This is a genomic window from Rhodococcus sp. T7 (assembly GCF_009872365.1).
GTDB lineage: Bacteria > Actinomycetota > Actinomycetes > Mycobacteriales > Mycobacteriaceae > Rhodococcus_F.
The window spans coordinates 65,929-82,411 of the sequence record NZ_WXYH01000276.1 but is presented as its reverse complement, the minus strand read 5'-3'; the positions used below and the strand labels follow the sequence as shown (position 1 = coordinate 82,411).

At 68.9% G+C, this 16,483-nt stretch carries 15 protein-coding genes and 1 pseudogene; 3 read left to right on the top strand and 13 right to left on the bottom strand.

Annotated features, from left to right (window positions below):
* The 9 genes and pseudogenes from MLGJGCBP_RS51980 to mdo all read right to left on the bottom strand — a co-directional run.
* A pseudogene (locus MLGJGCBP_RS51980) lies at positions 1-161 on the bottom strand (HNH endonuclease); the annotation flags it as partial.
* Positions 162-405: 244 nt separating this feature from the next.
* Entirely contained in the window at positions 406-2,070 is a 1,665-nt protein-coding gene (locus MLGJGCBP_RS23240; RefSeq protein ID WP_160098338.1) for an ABC transporter permease, read from the bottom strand.
* The gene (locus MLGJGCBP_RS23235) at positions 2,067-3,002 is read right to left on the bottom strand and encodes an ABC transporter ATP-binding protein (protein WP_160098336.1); all 936 of its coding nucleotides are present in this window, start codon (positions 3,000-3,002) and stop codon (positions 2,067-2,069) included. The genes MLGJGCBP_RS23240 and MLGJGCBP_RS23235 overlap by 4 nt, the downstream gene beginning before the upstream one ends.
* Before the next feature lie 71 nt (positions 3,003-3,073).
* The gene (locus MLGJGCBP_RS23230; protein WP_160098334.1) at positions 3,074-3,760 is read right to left on the bottom strand and encodes a MadR family response regulator transcription factor; all 687 of its coding nucleotides are present in this window, start codon (positions 3,758-3,760) and stop codon (positions 3,074-3,076) included.
* The gene (locus MLGJGCBP_RS23225) at positions 3,757-5,097 is read right to left on the bottom strand and encodes a MadS family sensor histidine kinase (protein ID WP_160098332.1); all 1,341 of its coding nucleotides are present in this window, start codon (positions 5,095-5,097) and stop codon (positions 3,757-3,759) included. The genes MLGJGCBP_RS23230 and MLGJGCBP_RS23225 overlap by 4 nt, the downstream gene beginning before the upstream one ends.
* Before the next feature lie 4 nt (positions 5,098-5,101).
* A complete protein-coding gene (locus tag MLGJGCBP_RS23220) occupies positions 5,102-6,289 on the bottom strand; it encodes an iron-containing alcohol dehydrogenase (protein ID WP_328799585.1) in 1,188 nt (395 codons plus the stop codon).
* A gap of 131 nt (positions 6,290-6,420) precedes the next feature.
* Positions 6,421-7,959: a MadC family VWA domain-containing protein gene (gene madC / locus MLGJGCBP_RS23215; RefSeq protein ID WP_160098328.1), complete on the bottom strand. Its 1,539-nt coding sequence runs from the start codon at positions 7,957-7,959 to the stop codon at positions 6,421-6,423.
* Between the two features lie 2 nt (positions 7,960-7,961).
* Complete coding sequence (locus MLGJGCBP_RS23210) at positions 7,962-9,068, bottom strand: MadB family AAA-type ATPase (protein WP_160098326.1); 1,107 nt, start codon at positions 9,066-9,068, stop codon at positions 7,962-7,964.
* Between the two features lie 102 nt (positions 9,069-9,170).
* On the bottom strand, positions 9,171-10,442 hold the full coding sequence (gene mdo / locus MLGJGCBP_RS23205; protein WP_072948386.1) for an NDMA-dependent methanol dehydrogenase: 1,272 nt from the start codon (positions 10,440-10,442) through the stop codon (positions 9,171-9,173).
* 321 nt (positions 10,443-10,763) lie between these two features.
* Between mdo and MLGJGCBP_RS23200 the strand changes: the two genes are divergently transcribed.
* A complete protein-coding gene (locus MLGJGCBP_RS23200) occupies positions 10,764-11,819 on the top strand; it encodes a ferredoxin--NADP reductase (RefSeq protein ID WP_160098324.1) in 1,056 nt (351 codons plus the stop codon).
* A 5-nt stretch (positions 11,820-11,824) separates the two neighbouring features.
* Here MLGJGCBP_RS23200 and MLGJGCBP_RS23195 read toward each other — a convergent pair whose 3' ends face one another.
* Positions 11,825-12,421, bottom strand: a complete 597-nt coding sequence (locus MLGJGCBP_RS23195; RefSeq protein WP_160098322.1) for a CHAP domain-containing protein — start codon at positions 12,419-12,421, stop codon at positions 11,825-11,827.
* A gap of 25 nt (positions 12,422-12,446) precedes the next feature.
* Positions 12,447-13,175 (bottom strand): DNA alkylation repair protein, encoded by a 729-nt coding sequence (locus MLGJGCBP_RS23190; protein WP_373414167.1) that lies wholly within the window; start codon positions 13,173-13,175, stop codon positions 12,447-12,449.
* A gap of 161 nt (positions 13,176-13,336) precedes the next feature.
* Here MLGJGCBP_RS23190 and MLGJGCBP_RS23185 point away from each other — a divergent pair, with 161 nt between their 5' ends.
* Both MLGJGCBP_RS23185 and MLGJGCBP_RS23180 read left to right on the top strand, forming a co-directional pair.
* Entirely contained in the window at positions 13,337-13,702 is a 366-nt protein-coding gene (locus tag MLGJGCBP_RS23185) for an SPW repeat domain-containing protein (protein WP_201453167.1), read from the top strand.
* Positions 13,703-13,788: 86 nt separating this feature from the next.
* A complete protein-coding gene (locus tag MLGJGCBP_RS23180; protein ID WP_087558933.1) occupies positions 13,789-14,442 on the top strand; it encodes a TetR/AcrR family transcriptional regulator in 654 nt (217 codons plus the stop codon).
* Here the strand turns inward: MLGJGCBP_RS23180 and MLGJGCBP_RS23175 are convergent.
* Both MLGJGCBP_RS23175 and MLGJGCBP_RS23170 read right to left on the bottom strand, forming a co-directional pair.
* Positions 14,430-15,203 carry a glutamate racemase gene (locus MLGJGCBP_RS23175; RefSeq protein ID WP_160098320.1) on the bottom strand — a complete coding sequence of 258 codons (774 nt, stop codon included), beginning with the start codon at positions 15,201-15,203 and terminating at the stop codon, positions 14,430-14,432. The genes MLGJGCBP_RS23180 and MLGJGCBP_RS23175 overlap by 13 nt on opposite strands.
* 32 nt (positions 15,204-15,235) lie before the next feature.
* The gene (locus MLGJGCBP_RS23170) at positions 15,236-16,417 is read right to left on the bottom strand and encodes an NAD(P)/FAD-dependent oxidoreductase (RefSeq protein WP_201453166.1); all 1,182 of its coding nucleotides are present in this window, start codon (positions 16,415-16,417) and stop codon (positions 15,236-15,238) included.
* Between the last annotated feature and the right edge of the window lie 66 nt (positions 16,418-16,483).

Genomic DNA, 16,483 nt, shown 5'->3' with positions numbered 1-16,483 from the left:
TCGGTGACCACCGCCTGCACCGCACACCCCACCGATTTCAAGGATTCGACCGCGTCGATCCACTCGATCCCCAACCCCGCATCGCCACACGCCTCGACGCACCGCAACCGCGTCGTAAACGCCCGCAACTCCTCCAGATCCGGTGCCACCAAATCCCCCACGACCAGCCCTCCCCCGAGGTTGTTCGAAACTTTGTTCGACTCTAGCAGTCGGACACACGCTGAGCAACGGGCGCGCGTCGGCGTCGTGCTGTCAGCGGTGCCCGAGTCCGATGACGAGTGGGATGCCGGTGTCGAACCAATAGCATTGGAGCGCTGTGATCTTGGCTCGGAAGGGTAGGCAAACGAAGCATCCCGACGTACACCTTGCCGTGGCGCCGGATCGCAGATCCCCACCACCCGGTCGCTAGGAATTCGTGAGATCCCGCCGCCGGAACAGCGCCACTCCGGCAGCACCGACGACGACGGCGATCGCCGCGAGCCCGATCAGCGGGGCGGCCGTGACTTCCGCGGCGGGAAGTGCGGGGACGTGCGTGAACGGCGACAGGTCGCGGACCGTCTGCGGCAGTCCGAGCAGCGATCCGAGGAATCCGAAGATCAGGCAGAGCGCGAGCACGCCCCAGGACAGTCCGGCCGACCAGGTCGGGAAGCCGCCGAACGCCAGCACCGCCAATGCCGCGACCACCGCGATCGCCGGCACGAAGACGAGGGCGGCGCCCGTGAGGTTCACGACCTTTCCCGGCACGTCTCCGGACACGAGGCCGTACGCGAGGCCGGTCGCCGCGCCGGTCAGCGCCTGGAGGACGACGATGCCCACCGTGACGAGGCCGACGTGCGCCAGCATCCACCTCGGACGCGAGACCGCGGTCGCCAGAACGGGTTCGAGTCGCCCCGCCGACTCCTCACCGCGCATCCGGAGCAGTGCCTGCACGGCGTAGCCCGCCACCGCGATCGCCATGATCCCGAAGATGGCGGCGAAGTAGGCGTCGACCATGTCGGTCGTGCCGCCGCCGAGTTGTTCCATCATGTCGGCGACCTGCTCGCCCTCGCCGAGGAAGTCGTCGATCTGGTCTGCGATCGCGCCGTACACCAGGGCGAGGACGACGATCCCGAAAGCCCACCAGAACAGGATCATCCGTTGCATCCGCCACGCCGATCCGACCGCCGTCGGCAGTGAGCGGGACGCGCGGGCGGGACCCGGGCGGGTCGGGACGAGCCCCGAGCCGATGTCCCGGTGCTCCGTGAGAGCGAATCCGACGGACCCGACCGCGAGTGCGAACACGATGGGCAGCGCCAGCACCCACCAGGCATTGTCGTCGTAGGGACGAACCTGCTCGGCCCAGCCGATCGGCGACAGCCACGTCGCCCAGCCACTGACGACCCGGGTGCCGCCGTCCGTCACCGTTCCCGTCATGTCGCCGACGGCGCGCAACAGGAATGCGACGCCAAGGGCGGCCCCGGCGAGTCCGTTGGCGGTGCGGGCGCTGTCCGTCACCTGCGCGGTCACCGCGGCGATCGCGGCGAACGCGATGCCTGCACCCGCGACCGCCGCACCGAGCGCCACCGACCCGTCGAGTGGCAAACCCGCTGCCACCAGCAGGGCGACGTTGAGCAACGCCAGGACCAGGTTGGCTCCGACCGCGACCACCAGCGCGGCGGTGAGCAGCGCCTTCCGGCCGACCACGGCGGCCTCGACGAGTTCGGCGCGGCCGGTTTCCTCGTTCTGACGGGTATGCCGCACCACCAGCAGGGTGGTCATCAGGCACGCCGCCAGTGACATCGGCATGACGATCTGACAGGCAAGCACGGCACCGGCGCTGTACCCCGACACGAGACCGTTCGTGGCGAGCGCGACCGGCGACACCGCAGTGGCCATCGCGAAGCTGCGTAGGTCGGGCTCCGTGGGATACAGGCCGAGCACACTGGACGCCGAGAACGCCTGCAGCGCAGCGAGAGCAAGCAGCCACACCGGCAGCTGGATGCGGTCGCGGCGCAGGGCCAGGCGCACGAGCCGAGGGGTGCCCGCGTAGCGGCCGCGCCCGGTGGTCTCCGGCGCCGTCACCGTGCTCATCGTGCCTGCGTCCCGGACTCGGCCCGCCGGTGGTTCTCGCCTTCGCGGGCCAGTTCGTCGCCGTAGTGGCGCAGGAACAGCTCTTCCAATGTCGGGGGCGTCGACGTGAGCGACGCGATCCCGAAGGACAGCAGGTGGCGCAGCACGCCCTCGATCGCACTGGTGTCCACCTCGCATCGGGTGTGCAGGCCGTCGACCCGCACGTCGTACACGCCCTCGACGGCCTCCAGTCCGGTCACCGACTGCTGTGTCTCGGCGGTGATCGAGGTGCGCGTGAGGTGCCGCAGTTCCGCGAGTGTGCCGGTCTCCACCGTGCGGCCCTCGCGGATGATGCTCACCCGATCACACAGCGCCTCGACCTCGGCGAGGATGTGACTCGACAGCAGGACCGTCTTCCCCGCGTCGGACATCTCCTCGACGCAGTCCTGGAACACCGACTCCATCAACGGATCCAGCCCGGACGTGGGTTCGTCGAGGACGTACAGTTCGACGTCCGAGGAGAACGCGGCGACCAGCGCGACCTTCTGCCGGTTGCCCTTCGAGTACGTGCGCGCCTTCTTCGTCGGATCGAGTTCGAACCGTTCGAGCAGTTCCGCGCGCCGGGGCTCGTCCAGCCCGCCGCGCAACCCGGCGAGGAGGTCGATCGCCTCGCCGCCGGTGAGATTGGGCCACAGGTTCACGTCACCCGGTACGTAGGCGAGCCGACGGTGCAGCGACACCGAGTCGTGCCACGGGTCGCCGCCCAGGAGGGTGGCAGTGCCCGAATCGGCGCGCAGCAGGCCGAGCAGGACCCGGATGGTCGTCGACTTGCCGGACCCGTTGGGTCCGAGGAATCCGTGCACCTCCCCCGTCCCCACCTCGAGGTCGAGGCCGTCGAGTGCGCGGGTCGGACCGAACGTCTTGACGAGATTCTCCACCGAGATCGCAGCCATGATGGGGACGCTACGCCGGTTCGCGGGTGGTCACGACGGGTTTCTGCGGTCGCGGCCGCGGCGTGGCCGGATCAGATCAGGCCGAGCTTGCCCGCCTCGTAGACGGCCTCGGCGCGCCGTCCGACGTCGAGTTTGCGCATGATGTTGCTGACGTGGAATTTCACCGTCGTGGCGGAGATGAACAGCCGCTCCCCTATTTTCGCGTTCGACAACCCCTTGGCTAGGAGCTGCAGGACCTCGAGTTCGCGTTCGGTGAGCCCTTCGCGTGGTGTCGTCTGACCGTTGAGCGAGCGGATCACCGCGGACGCGCTGCGGGAGTCGAAGGCGCTCTCGCCGCGGGACACGGCGCGGATGGCGCGCACCAGTTCGGTGGTGTCGACGTCCTTGACCACGTATCCGCGGGCGCCGGCGTGGATGGCGCGGACGACGAGTTGCTCGTCCAGGAAGGTGGTCAGCACGAGCAACCCCATCTTGCCGTCCGCGGCGGACAGCTGCGCGCACAGTGCCAGCCCCTCGTAGTCGGAGGCCGCCGACAGTTTCAGGTCCATCAGCACGACGTCGGGCGCGACGTCACGGACGACGGCCAGCGCCTCCTGACTGGACGAGGCCTCGCCGACCACCTCGAGATCCGGTTCCCGCTCGAGGACGGAGCGCAGGCCCTGCCGGAGGATCGCGTGGTCGTCGACGAGCACGAGTTTCACCACCGACGTGGGGCGGGCGGACCCGGTCTGGTCACGCACCGAGGTTCGTATGGTCATCGGTCCACCTCACTGTCGGAATGTAACGGAATGCGGGCGGCCACCCGGACTCCGCCGATCCTGGCCCGCGCCACGTCGAGTGTGCCGCCCAGCTCCACTGCCCGGGCCTGCATGTTCGCCAACCCGCGGTGGTGCCCGTCGAGGTCGTTGTTCGCCGCCATCCGCAGCATCAGGCGCATCCGCTTGGGGTCGCCGTCGCCGTCGTCGGCCACGGAGAGCAGCACCGAATCCGCCGCGTACGTGAGCCGCAGGACGGCGCGGGTCGCGTTGGCGTGGACGGCCGCGTTGAACAGTGCCTCGCCGGCGATCCTCAGCAGCGCGTGCTCCCGTTCGCTGGACAGCTCGGCGGGGGTGCCGCCGACGCGGACGGTGACGGCGAGTTCGTCGGGCATGTGCACCACCCCGAGTTGTTCGAGCATCTCGGGCAGCGACGTCCGGTCGGAACCGCCGGAGTGGTTGAGCGCGTAGATGGCCGAACGCAACTGCTCCACCGCGCGACGCGTCAATTCCTTTGCAAGATCGAGCCTCTCGCTGCGTTCGTCGTCCGGAACACCGCTCCGGCACACCTCGATCTGCATGCCCGCCGACAGCACCGCCTGGGTGACGCTGTCGTGGAGTTCGCGGGCGATCCGGTGCCGTTCCTCGTCGAGCACCTGGTGCCGGTGGGCCGCGCCGAGTTGACGCTGGGTGGATTCGAGTTCGGCATTGCGCACCGCGAGGTCGGAGGCGGTTCGGCGGGCTTCCGAGTACGCGTGCTCGGCCCGTTCGAGCAGAAGTTGGCCACGCTGGTACAGCGCCGAATTCTGCAGTGCCACGGCGGTCTGACTCGCCAGGATGCTGAGGACCGCGCCGTCGGTGGTGTCGAGGGTGCGGTGCTCGGCCGTCCAGGCCGCGAACGCACCCACGACCCCGCCCTCGAGGACGATCGGCACGAAGGCGTGATGCGCGTCGATGACGGGAGCGCCGCCGGTGCGGGCGGACCGGATGTCGGCCAGGCACGTCACCACCTCGTCCGGCAGCGGTGGGCCCTCCACGTTGTCGACGAGGAACGGCGTCGCGTCCGGCCCCAGCACCAGCCGGCGCGGGCCTGCGTCGGGCAGCATGCCGTCGGCGAGGGCGAACGCGATCCACCGCGCGTCCAGATGGGCCCGCGCCGCCTCGGCGACGGCGCAGATGAGCGTCTCCGGACCTTCGACGGTGCGGACGAGGGCCCGTGAGATGAGTTCGAGTGCGTGGACGACGCGTTCGAGGCGTTCCGCGGCGCCACGGTACTGGGGGTAGAACGTCGGTTTGCCGGACCGCAGTCCGGTGAGCGTCGACAGGTCGGGGGCGTTCATCTGCTCACAGCGCCGTCCGGAACAGTGCCACCATCTGTTCCTGCGTCGCCGTCCGCGGGTTGGTGGACATGCACGCGTCGCGGAGCGCGAACTCGGCCAGCCGCGACAGGTCGGTCTCGCGAACCCCCAGCTGTCCCAGACCTTTCGGAACCCCGACCTCCCGGGCGAGACGTTCCACCCGGTCGGCCACGGCGAGGGCGGCCTCCTCGGGTGTTCCGCGGCGTTCCTCGAGACCGAGGGCGGCGGCGATGGCGACGAACGGTGTGGCGTCGTCGGTGGCGTTGAACCGGATCACGTGCGGGAGAAGGATGCCGTTGATGACTCCGTGCGGCAGGTCGAGCAGTCCCCCGACCTGATGGCTCATCGCGTGCGCGGCACCGAGGATGGCGTTGGTGAACGCGAGGCCGGCCTCCAGGCTCGCCTGCGCCATGACGGCCCGCGACTCCATCTCCATCGGCTCCTCGATGGTGCGGACGAGGGTGTCGGTGACGAGCCCGACCGCGCGGAGCGCGTGGTGGTCGGTGAGCGGGTTGTGGGCCAGCGACACGAACGCCTCGATGCCGTGGGTGAGGGCGTCGAGTCCGGTCGCGGCGTTGAGCCATTCCGGCATCGTGGTGAGCAGCCGGGGGTCGATCACGGTCACGTCCGGGACGAGCGCGCGGCCGATGATGGTGATCTTGGTGCCCCGCCTCGTGTCGGTGACGATGCAGAACTGCGACACGTCGGCGCCGGTGCCGGACGTCGACGGCACCATCACCAGCGGCGGGATCGGACTGGTCGCCTGGTCCACGCCCTCGTAGTCGAGGATGTTGCCCCCGTTCGCGGCGAGCACCGCGACGCCCTTCGTCGCGTCGATGACCGAGCCGCCGCCCAGCGCGATGAGAACGTCGCATTCGCCCTCGCGGTACGCGTCGTGGCCGGCCGCGATCTCGTGGTCCTTGGGGTTGGGTGTCAATGCACTCCACACGACCGGGGTGAGGCCCTGTTCACGGAGCTGATCCTCGAGTTCCGACGCCCAGCCCGCCTCGATCAGACCCGGATCAGTGACGAGCATCGGCCGTGCCCCACCGAGGCGGAGTACCGCGTGCGCGGCCTCGACCATCGACCCGATACCGAACACGATCTCGGGTGCGTGGAATTTCACCAGCCTGCCGGGGGCGGTGGTGCGGGTGGACGGATAGGACACGGACAAGTCGACACTCCTCCCGACACCTGCGTGCATGTGATCCAGATTACAAGACCTTGGCCTCGACCCTACGGCCCGGGAGAAGGCTTCACACCCACCGAAGGACAGGCACGGTACCTACCCGATCGGGTAGGTACTCACCGCAGCGCGTGCCCCAGCTCGGCAGCGCGGGACATCAGCTGGGCGGGATCGCGTGCGACGACGACGCGGTCGCAAATCTCCGCGTACTCCGGCATCGCGCACGACGCCTGGTTCCAGTACCGCTCGGGTTCCGGCGTGATCCACGCGAGCCGGTGCACCTTGCGTCGCAGTTCGGCGAACTCGTCGACGCCCGGCGGGAGGCCGTTGCACCGCCCGTCGCCGACGACGATCACCGACGTGCGGGTGTTCACGTCGGTGCCGAACTCGGTCAGCACGTCGGTGAACACCCGGCCGTAGTCGCTGCTCGCCTCCAGATCGATGCGGGGGTCGGCGAGCACCGAGGCGAGCGCGTCGTCGTCGGTGCCGGCGAGGAGGGTGTCCGTGACGTCGACGGGCCGGTCGACGAACGCCAGCACCTGACAGCGGCTCGCCCGGCGGTGCATGGCCTGCGCCAGCCGGAGCGTGAATGCGGTGACGGGGCGCACCGACAGCGACACGTCCGCGAGAATCAGCACCCGCACGCGGTCCGGGCGCGGCGCCTTCACCATGAGGTGGAACGGGACGCCCTCGGTCCGCAGGCTGGCGCGCACGGTGCGGCGCATGTCGAGGCGGCCCCGCGCCAGTTCGCGCGGACGGGGACGCGAAGGCCCGCGCATCCGCCGAAGCACCTCGTAGCACGCCTGATTCACCTCGGCGCGGGACGTCGCCGCCACCGGACCACTCGCGGTCCCGGCCGCTGCAGGTAGCGGTCCCGACGAGAGGTCGCGGGCGTCCGCCAGCGCGCCGACGAACGCCTCCACCGCCTCCGCGAGCCGGTTCAGCTGGGCCGCAGTGAGGGGCTCGGCCCCGCCGGAATCGGCGTAGACCTTGCTCGGGTCGTAGGCGTCGAGCCACGCGAGGATCGACTCCGGATCGTCCCAGGACAGCGATCCGACGACGGCTCCGCTCGTCGACGACGCCAGATCACCGACGGCGGTGCTCGCCGCCCGCTCGACCTCGACGGTGTACGTGACACCGCGTCGCCCGGACTCGGCTTCCGAATCGACGGACAGGTCGGCGTCGCTCGACGTCATGCTGACGTCGTCGTCGTCCTTGTGGGGGTTGAACCCCTTCTCCGCCTCGGGGGTGTCGAAGTGGTCGCCGACCTCGGCGGCGCGCTCGTTGTACTCCGCGTACCGTGCGGTCTCCGCGTTGTCCGCCACCTCCAGCGCGGACGGCAGGCCCTCCGCGAACTCGGCCCGGGACGGCGGCCGCGCGCCGGGAGCAGCGTCGGCGACCGCCCCGAAGAACACGTCGAAGGCGCGGTCGAAACCCTGCTGCTCGTACGTGTACTTCGCGCACACCGCGCGCAGCGACGCCCGCAGCGTGGCCGGATCCCGGCCCCCGACCAGCCCGAAGACCCGGCGAACCTCGATGACCTCGGCGGGAGACGCGGCGACGCCGTAGCGGCGCAACACCTTTCCGAACGACGCCGCGAGCACGTCGAGGAGTTGCGCGGGAAGGGACGGGGAGGGATCGGGCGCCGGGTGGAGCATCGTCAGCGCCCGCCCTGGCGGCCCGCGCCGATGCCGCCGCGGTCGCGACCACCGCGTCCGCGGAACACGGCGGTTGTCGTGTTGGCCGGCCGCGATGCGACCGTCACCCGCTCCGCGGGCCCCGCCGGAGCGGTATCCGCGTCGTCCGACGGCAGCGGCTGTTCGCCGGACAGCCGGGTGCGGGCCAGTTCGACGTCGCTGGTGTACTTGAGCAGGGCGGTGAGCAGGATGTCCCGGACCGCGGCCTGCGCGCTCACGGCCACCCCGGTCGACTTCAGGACCACCGCCGCACGGGCCGCGTCGATGACTTCCGCGATGGACGGACTCTTGCGGAGCGGCAACTCCCGCAGTGTGCGCGCCAGATCCACCACGTCCGCCGCGACGGCGTCCTCGACCTCGGGCGCCCTGGCCGTCACGATGTCCCGCTCACGCTGAGGCGTCGGATAGCCGAGGTGGTAGTGCAGGCAGCGACGCTTGAGTGCCGGCGACAGTTCGCGAGTGTCGTTGGACGTCAGGATCACCCACGGCGCCGAACGGGCGGTGAACGTCCCCACTTCGGGAATGGTGATCTGCCCCTCGGCGAGAACCTCGAGGAGCAACGCCTCCATCGACTCCTCGGTGCGGTCCACCTCGTCGACGAGCAGCACCACCGGTTCCGGCGACAGGATCGCCTCGAGCAGGGGGCGCACCGACAGGAAGTGCTCCGAGTACAGCCCGAAATCTTGGGCTGCCAGGAATTTCGACGCGTCGGCGATGTCGTCGAACGCGGCCAGCTTCTCCCCGATGCGGTCACGCAGCATCTGCACGTGCAGAAGCTGTTTCGCGTAGTCCCACTCGTACAGCGCCCGGTTGTCGTCGAGACCTTCGTAGCACTGCAGCCGGACGAGCTTGCGCCCCGACGCCTCGGCCAGCGACTTCGCCAGTTCCGTCTTGCCGACACCGGCTGGCCCCTCCAGCAGCAGCGGGCGTTCGAGCGCGGTCGCCAGGTGGACGACCACCGCGAACTCGTCGTCGGCGATGTAGTCGACTTCGCGCAACGCCTCCTTCAGTTCCGCGCCGTCGGCGAAGCGGACGTCCTCCGGTTCCGGGGCTGTGTGCGGTGCAGTCATGATCGGGGCATCCGTCCTTCGTCAGCAGGGTGGTGGGAACGCATCCGGGGCGGGGCCGGGCTGGGGTGAGGCGCCCGCCCCGGACGCGAGTCATCGGATCGGTCAGTACGCGCTGTTGATCGCGTGATCGACCACGGGGATCATCGACTCGACCGTCACCTCGCGCGGGTTGCCCGGCGTGCACCAGTCGCCCTGGATGTGCTCGGAGATGGCGCGCACGGTCTTCTCGTCACCGCGGATGGTGTCGCCGCGACCCTCGTACTTCTTCGTGTTCATCTGGTTCTTCTCGTACGAGTCGGTGCGCACCTGACCGAAGTTGTCGGGAATGCCGACGTCCTTCGCCAGGCGGATGGCGGCCTCGACCGCCGCGTCCGCGGCCTGCACCGTCGTGAGGTTGCGGGTGTCGACGCCGAGCGCGCCGGCCAGCTGGGCGTAGCGCTCGTACCGCGACGGCAGGTTGTACTCCCAGACGCGGGGCAGGGCGATCGCGTTGTTCAGTCCGTGGTGGCTGTCGAAGAACGCGCTGACCGCGTGCGAGATGGAGTGCACGATGCCGAGGCCGCCGGAGTTGAAGGCCTGCCCGGCGATGTACTGCGCGTTCATCATTCCCTCGCGGGCCTTGAGGTTGCGCGGCTCGAACACGGCCTCCCGCAGGTTCTTCGCGACGAGTTCCACCGAGTACAGGGCGTTCCCGAGCGAGGGCGCGAAGTCGAGGCGCGACACGTACGGCTCACTGCCGTGCGCGAGGACGTCGAATCCGCAGTACGCGGTGAAGTGCTGGGGGCAGGTGTAGTAGAGCAGCGGGTCGTCGATCGCGAGGGTCACGATGGTCGCCTCGTCGAAGCCCACCCACTTGTGCGGGTTGTTCATGTCCGACGTGTCGGTGATGACGTACGCCCACGAGGTCTCCGAACCCGTACCGGCCGTGGTGGATACGGCGATGTGGGGCGGGTTCTCCTTGTTGGTGGACTTCGCGAATCCCTCGAACTCGTTGATGTTGCGGCCGTCGTGCGCGACGACGACGCGGGCGCCCTTGGCGGCGTCGTGACTCGAGCCGCCGCCGACGGAGATGATCGAGTCGCACTTCTCCTTCTGGTAGAGCGCGGCCGCCTCCATGACGTTGTAGTCCTTGGGGTTCGACTCGACCTTGTCGTAGAGCACGACCTCGACGCCCTGGTACTCGATCTTGCCGACCAGTTCCTCGATGATGCCCGAGCCGCGCAGGCCGGTGGTCATGAGCAGGGTCCTCTTGAATCCGAGGTTCTTCGCCTCGACGCCGATGATGTCGTGGGCGCCCACTCCCATCAGGGCTCGCGGGAACGGGTGGAATTCCTTGATGGGGAAGTCCCAGATCTGGTTGAGCTCGATGGCCATGGCCGTCTCCTCGATTAGTCGATGTCGGATCTGAAGCGTTGGGGAAGGGGACGCAGTGGATGTGATCGGCGTCTCACCTGGAAACCACTGTGACCTAGTTCGGGCCCCGGTTACAGACCTGCGAGACCGAACCGTCCGACCGCGGCGGACAAACTGCCCGATCGGGCAGGTGCGGCCGGGCGGAGCCGGAGAGGTGGGTACTCGATAGGCTGTCCACTCCGCACGGAGTGGACAGCTAGGCAAAAACTAGAACCTGTTCTATTCTTGGGACAGGTAAGCGAGCGTTCCGGCGCTGCGAAGTACGGAAGGACTGCACACACGATGACGACTGTCGAGGTGCCGCACAGCTCACGATCGGTGGTGCTCACCGTCTCGGGTGTGGTCGAGGAAACCCCCGATTCCCGGTCACTGGTCTTCGACGTCCCGGCCGACCTCGCCGGCAAGTTCGCCTACAAGCCGGGCCAGTTCCTCACCCTGCGCATCCCCAGCGACCGCACGGGCTCGGTCGCCCGCTGCTACTCGCTGGCCAGCTCGCCGTTCACCGACGACGCCCCCAAGGTGACCGTCAAACGGACGGCCGACGGGTACGGGTCCAACTGGCTCTGCGACAACGTCGCCGTCGGCGACACCCTCGAGGTCCTCCCCCCGTCCGGAGTGTTCACCCCCAAGTCGCTCGACCACGACTTCCTGCTGTTCGCGGCGGGCAGCGGCATCACCCCGGTGATCTCGATCCTCAAGTCCGCCCTCACCGAGGGGTCCGGCAAGGTCGTCCTCTTCTACGCCAACCGCGACGAGAAGTCGGTCATCTTCGCGGAGGAACTGCGCACACTCGCGAGCCGGTACCCGTCACGACTCGTGTCCATCCACTGGCTCGAGACGGTCCAGGGACTGCCCGGCGTCGACCAGCTCGCGTCCGCCGTCGCCCCCTACCTCGGGCACGAGGCATTCATGTGCGGGCCTGCGCCGTTCATGGACACCATCCACAAGGCCCTCGCCGACGCCGGGATGCCCCGCACCCAGGTGCACGCCGAGGTGTTCAACTCGCTGGCCGGCGACCCGTTCCGGGACGCCGACACCGTGGAGGTCACCGAGGACGAGGCCGCCGACGCCGCCACCGTGGAGGTCGAACTCGACGGCGAGATCCACAACCTGAGCTGGCCCCGCAAGCAGACCCTCGTCGACATCATGCTGGCCGAGGGAATCGACGTGCCCTACTCCTGCCAGGAGGGCGAGTGCGGGTCATGCGCGTGCACCGTGCTCGAAGGCAAGGTCGAGATGGAGAACAGCGAGATCCTCGACCCCGAGGACATCGAGAGCGGCTACATCCTGGGCTGCCAGGCCCGGCCGGTAACCGACCACCTCAAGATCGAATTCTGAGCCCCTCAACCCAGTCGGCCGAAACCGACGACGGCGGAGTCGCTCGCCCAGTCCACCGTGTGCACGCGTATCCGGCCGAACTCGTTGCCGCCGACCGTCGTAGCGGTGTCACCGTCGACGGCGACGACGATGTTGGTGTGCTGGCCGACCCAGCTGTTGTTGTCGTAGAGCACCACGTCCCCGACGGCCGGGCGGTACCCGCCGCCGACCTCCTGGAACCGCGACTGCGACTCGTAGTACTCCTGCAACGTGTAGACACCGGGGATCCGCCAGTACCCGGAATTCGGATTCGACAGCGGCAGGCCCGCTTCCCGCATGATCCAGCTGACGAAGTCCGCGCACCAGGGCTCTTCGACCCCTTCGGAGTAGAACGTCCCCGGTCGCTGCGTGCCGTGTTCGGCCTCGAGCAGCCCGACGATCCGCGCCTGCTGCGGTGACAGTGCGGTCGTGTCGACGGCCGGGAATTCGGCGGTGTCCCAAGGCAGGTAGCGGTCCGGAGCCAGCCACAGCACCCCTCCCGCCACGACGGCGATCACCGCGACCACCGCGCTGAGGATCAGCCCCACACGTCGGCGACGGCGGGTGGGCGCGGAAGCAGTCATGCCACCGAATGTAGCGGGAATCCGGTCAGCGCATCGCGCGGTAGCCCGCGCGCTCCTCGGCCGTGAGGTGCTCACACGCGTACGTCAGGGCCGTGCGGCCCATCGCCGCGGCGTTCCGGTCGAGGAAACCGGTCAGCAGGGCGCGGTCGACCCGCTTGCCGACCTCCCGCAGCATCCATCCCGTCGCCTTCTGGGTGAGATCGCGGCGATCCCCGAGGACGGACTCCGCGACCTCGAGCGTCGTGGACGCGTCACCCCGCCGGATGAAGCCGAACGTGGTGAGCAGCGCGACGCGGCGCCGCCAGAGGTCGTCGTCCGCGGCCAACTCGTACACCAGATCCCGCGGGCGGGTGAACAACCACCCGCCCAGGATCCGCTCGGCGGACGCGTCCACCAGATCCCAGTTGTCGACCCGGCCCCGCATCACCAGGTCGAGGTAGAAGGACGCGATCTTCTCACCCAGGGCGTCATCGCCCGCCTTCGCCGACCTGTCGAACTGCGCGACGAGCACCAGCAGCCCCGCCAGGCGATGCTCGTGCACCGGGCTGTCGAGCAGCACCGTCACCTCCGGCAGGTCCAGATCGGCGTGCGCCCGGACCACGCTGCGCGTCCGGGGAACCCGCACGCCGATGAAGACGTCGCCCTCCCCGTACTCCCCCGGACCGGTCTTGAAGAACCGTGCCAGAGCGACGGCGTCGGCCTCGTCCGACACGTCGTCGAGAGCGCGCTTCACGTCGTCTGCGGTGGAAGTCACGAAGGCACTGTCCCACACGTCACCGACAGTGCGAGCGAAGATCACAAAACATGCTCCGACCTGTGGTTCGCGTTATCCGACTGCAACGGGTGAAGTATTGATCGGGCGGTCAATCAGGCGTGTACTCGAGGTGGACACAATCCATTTCGAGGAGGCCGGACATGAGATCGTGGAGTCGTATGCAAGATGTGGTGGCGATCGTGATCGGAGTCTTCGCGGCGCTCTCGCCGTTGTGGCTCGACACCAACAACGCCGCGATGTGGTCACTCATCGTCCTCGGTGTACTCGTGGCCCTCTCCGGTCTCGTCCATATGGCCCGCCCGGAGATGACTGCGGCCGAGTACGCGATGGCCGTCTTCGGAGTGCTGTTGTTCATCGCCCCGTGGGTGATGAACTTCGATGCCTTCACCGGCGCGTCGTGGACCGCATGGGTCGTCGGTGTCCTGGCAGTCGTCGTGGCTGTCACAGGGTTGCCGATGATGAGTTCCCGGATGCACGGACACGGAGGGCTGGCAACACATCACTGATCTGTGAACCACAGCACCGAGAACATCGATTCGGGCGGGGCGCAGGCTTACGGCATGCGCCCCGCCGTTCACGTCGGGAAAGGCCCATGCCAGTACCCCATCTCGGAAAGCCCGGTGGCCCCCAACCGCGGAAAGGCAGGCGGCGGCGCAGCGCGAAGATCGACGGCGATGCCCGGGAGTTGATTCTCGACGCCGCCGAATCCCTCATCGCCGTACACGGATTCGATGCCACGTCCACCGCATCGATCGCCTCTACCGCACACGTCCCGAAAGGACTGGTGTTCTACTACTTCCCCTCCAAGACCGACATCCTCCTGGCCCTGCTGTCCGAGCGACTCCCGACGGAACCCTTCGGCGACGTGGGACCCCTGGTGACTCCGGGCGACCCCGCCGCCAGCCTCGTCAACCTCGACGCCGCACTGAATCTGCGCGATCACCACTCGTCGGTGATGCGGGTGATCATCTGGCGCGAGGCCGAGACCCACCCGGACGTCCGCGCCCACCTGAGACGGTTCCGCGACTACCTCAGCGACATCACCGAGCGACTGCTGCAGGCCAGTTCGCCGTACCCCGTGCAACCCGGGACGCTGCGGGCCTGCGCGACGGCGTGGGTGGCCGCGATGTTCTCCGTCGCGGGCAACGATCGCCTGCACGACCTCGACGACCTGCCGCGACAGCACGGCGAGGAACTCGGCAACGTCGCACGGGTGGTGGCGGCCGGGATGGTTCAGCTCGGTTGAGATCTTCCCGCGGCCAGCAGCTGACCGGCGGGGAACGCCTCCGCGCTCGCGGGCAGCCGTCCGGGCCTGCCGCTGAGGAACACCTCGACGGTGCCCTCCCCCGTGCTCGGCCGGTTCAGCGCATCGATGCGGCGCAGCGTCTGCGCCGCCACCGCCTCGGCGCTGTCGAACAACCGCACCCCGGCAGGCAACTGCGCCGCGATCTCGTCGGCCATCAACGGATAGTGGGTGCAACCCAGCACCACCCCGCCGACGTCGCCGGGCGTCCGCTCCACGGCGGACGCGATGGCAGCGATCGCGGCCTCCCGCTCACCCCGGTCGATGGCCTCCGCGAGCCCGTGACACGCCACCCCCACCACCGCACTGCCGTTCCCGAATTTCTCGATCAGATCGGCCTGATACCGGCTCGCCGTCGTCGCCGCGGTCGCCCAGACCGCCACCGACGCAAACGCCGCAGCGGCCGGCTTGATCGCCGGAACCGTCCCGACGACCGGAACCTGCGATCCGACGAACTCCCGCACGTGGTCGAGTGCGGTGACGCTCGCCGTGTTGCACGGCAGCACGATCACCTCGGCGCCGCGGTCGAGGCTGCGCTGCGCGGTCGCGAGAACGCGGTCGATCACCCATTGCTCCGGCTTGGGACCCCACGGGGCCCCGTCCGGATCCAGCGCGAGGATCAGATCCAGTTCGGGTCGCAACTTGCGCAGCCACGCCGCCGTCGGCAGCATGCCGAGACCCGAGTCGATGAGCGCAACAATCACCCGGAGAATCTATCGCGCCCCCGCCCCGGCTCCTACGCCGACGCGGCCTCGAGGACCTCACCGATCGGAGTTCCCGCCGCGATCTTCGCGCGCATCTTCATGACACCGCCCGCCATCCCGCCGCCGACGACACCGGCCAGGATGCCGTCCCGCTCGTAGTAGGCGAGGAACTTGCGGCCGTCGTCCTTGATCACGTGCACCTCGTCGGTGGCCGCCACCGTGCCCAGGGCCTGGATCTTGATGTCGTACTGATCGCTCCAGAAATAGGGCACCTGAGCTGCGGCGTTCTCGTCACCGGTGCCGGTCAGCGCCCCGGCGAGGATCTTCGCCTGCTCCCCGGCGTTGCTCCAGTGCTCGACGCGCTTGCGGCCGCCCACCTGCAGCTGCCACGCGGCCACGTCGCCGACCGCCCACACGTGCGGGACCGCAGTGCGTCCGACGCCGTCGCACACCACCCCGTTGTCCAGTTCGACACCCGAGCCGTCCAGCCACGCGGTGACCGGGACCGAGCCGACCCCGATCGCCACGACGTCGACGTCCACCTCGCTTCCGTCACCGAGGACGGCCCCGGTGACGCGGTCGGTGCCCACCAGTGAGGTGAGCCCGACACCGACGCGCAGGTCGACTCCTTCGTTTGTGTGCAGCCGGGCGACGAGCCCCCCGATCTTCTCGCCGAGCACGGACGCGAGCGGCGTCGGCTGCGGCTCGACCAGCACCACGTCGAGCCCGCCGGCCCGCATGCTCGCCGCCAGCTCGCAGCCGATGAATCCCGCCCCGACGATCAGCGCCCGCCTGCCCTCCACGAGGTCCGCGCGCAACGCCAGGCTCTCGTCGATGGAACGGAGAACGTGGACGCCCGCGAGGTCCTGCAGTCCCGGGATCCGCCGCGGCACGAGACCGGTGGCGATCACGAGTTCGTCGTAGCCGAGTTCGCTGCCGTCGGCGAGTCTCAGGATGCGGGATTCGGTGTCCACCGAGGCGGCCTCGACCCCCAGCCGCAGGTCGATGTTCTTCTCGTCGAAGAACTCCCGCGGCTTGAGCGTGGTGTCGCTCTTCTCCCCGCGCATCACTTCCTTCGACAGCGGCGGGCGGTCGTAGGGAAGGTGCGGTTCACCTCCGAGAAGAATCAGGTCATCCCCGTATCCGGCCCGCCGGAGTTCCTCCGCGGTGCGCAGGCCCGACAGACCCGCCCCGACGATCACAATTTTCTGCACGCCAACACATTAGGCGCTGCGCGCCCCGTGAGTACTTGGTAACCGCGGGCGGTTACCAAGTACTCA

What these genes read in the sequence shown, in the direction of transcription:
- MLGJGCBP_RS23225 (WP_160098332.1), bottom strand. Translation starts at nt 5,097, where the DNA reads ATGAACGCCCCCGACCTGTCGACGCTCACCGGACTGCGGTCCGGCAAA.
- MLGJGCBP_RS23195 (WP_160098322.1), bottom strand. Translation starts at nt 12,421, where the DNA reads ATGACTGCTTCCGCGCCCACCCGCCGTCGCCGACGTGTGGGGCTGATC.
- MLGJGCBP_RS23200 (WP_160098324.1), top strand. Translation starts at nt 10,764, where the DNA reads ATGACGACTGTCGAGGTGCCGCACAGCTCACGATCGGTGGTGCTCACC.
- MLGJGCBP_RS23235 (WP_160098336.1), bottom strand. Translation starts at nt 3,002, where the DNA reads ATGGCTGCGATCTCGGTGGAGAATCTCGTCAAGACGTTCGGTCCGACC.
- madC (WP_160098328.1), bottom strand. Translation starts at nt 7,959, where the DNA reads ATGCTCCACCCGGCGCCCGATCCCTCCCCGTCCCTTCCCGCGCAACTC.
- MLGJGCBP_RS23185 (WP_201453167.1), top strand. Translation starts at nt 13,337, where the DNA reads ATGAGATCGTGGAGTCGTATGCAAGATGTGGTGGCGATCGTGATCGGA.
- MLGJGCBP_RS23210 (WP_160098326.1), bottom strand. Translation starts at nt 9,068, where the DNA reads ATGACTGCACCGCACACAGCCCCGGAACCGGAGGACGTCCGCTTCGCC.
- MLGJGCBP_RS23180 (WP_087558933.1), top strand. Translation starts at nt 13,789, where the DNA reads ATGCCAGTACCCCATCTCGGAAAGCCCGGTGGCCCCCAACCGCGGAAA.
- MLGJGCBP_RS23230 (WP_160098334.1), bottom strand. Translation starts at nt 3,760, where the DNA reads ATGACCATACGAACCTCGGTGCGTGACCAGACCGGGTCCGCCCGCCCC.
- mdo (WP_072948386.1), bottom strand. Translation starts at nt 10,442, where the DNA reads ATGGCCATCGAGCTCAACCAGATCTGGGACTTCCCCATCAAGGAATTC.
- MLGJGCBP_RS23240 (WP_160098338.1), bottom strand. Translation starts at nt 2,070, where the DNA reads ATGAGCACGGTGACGGCGCCGGAGACCACCGGGCGCGGCCGCTACGCG.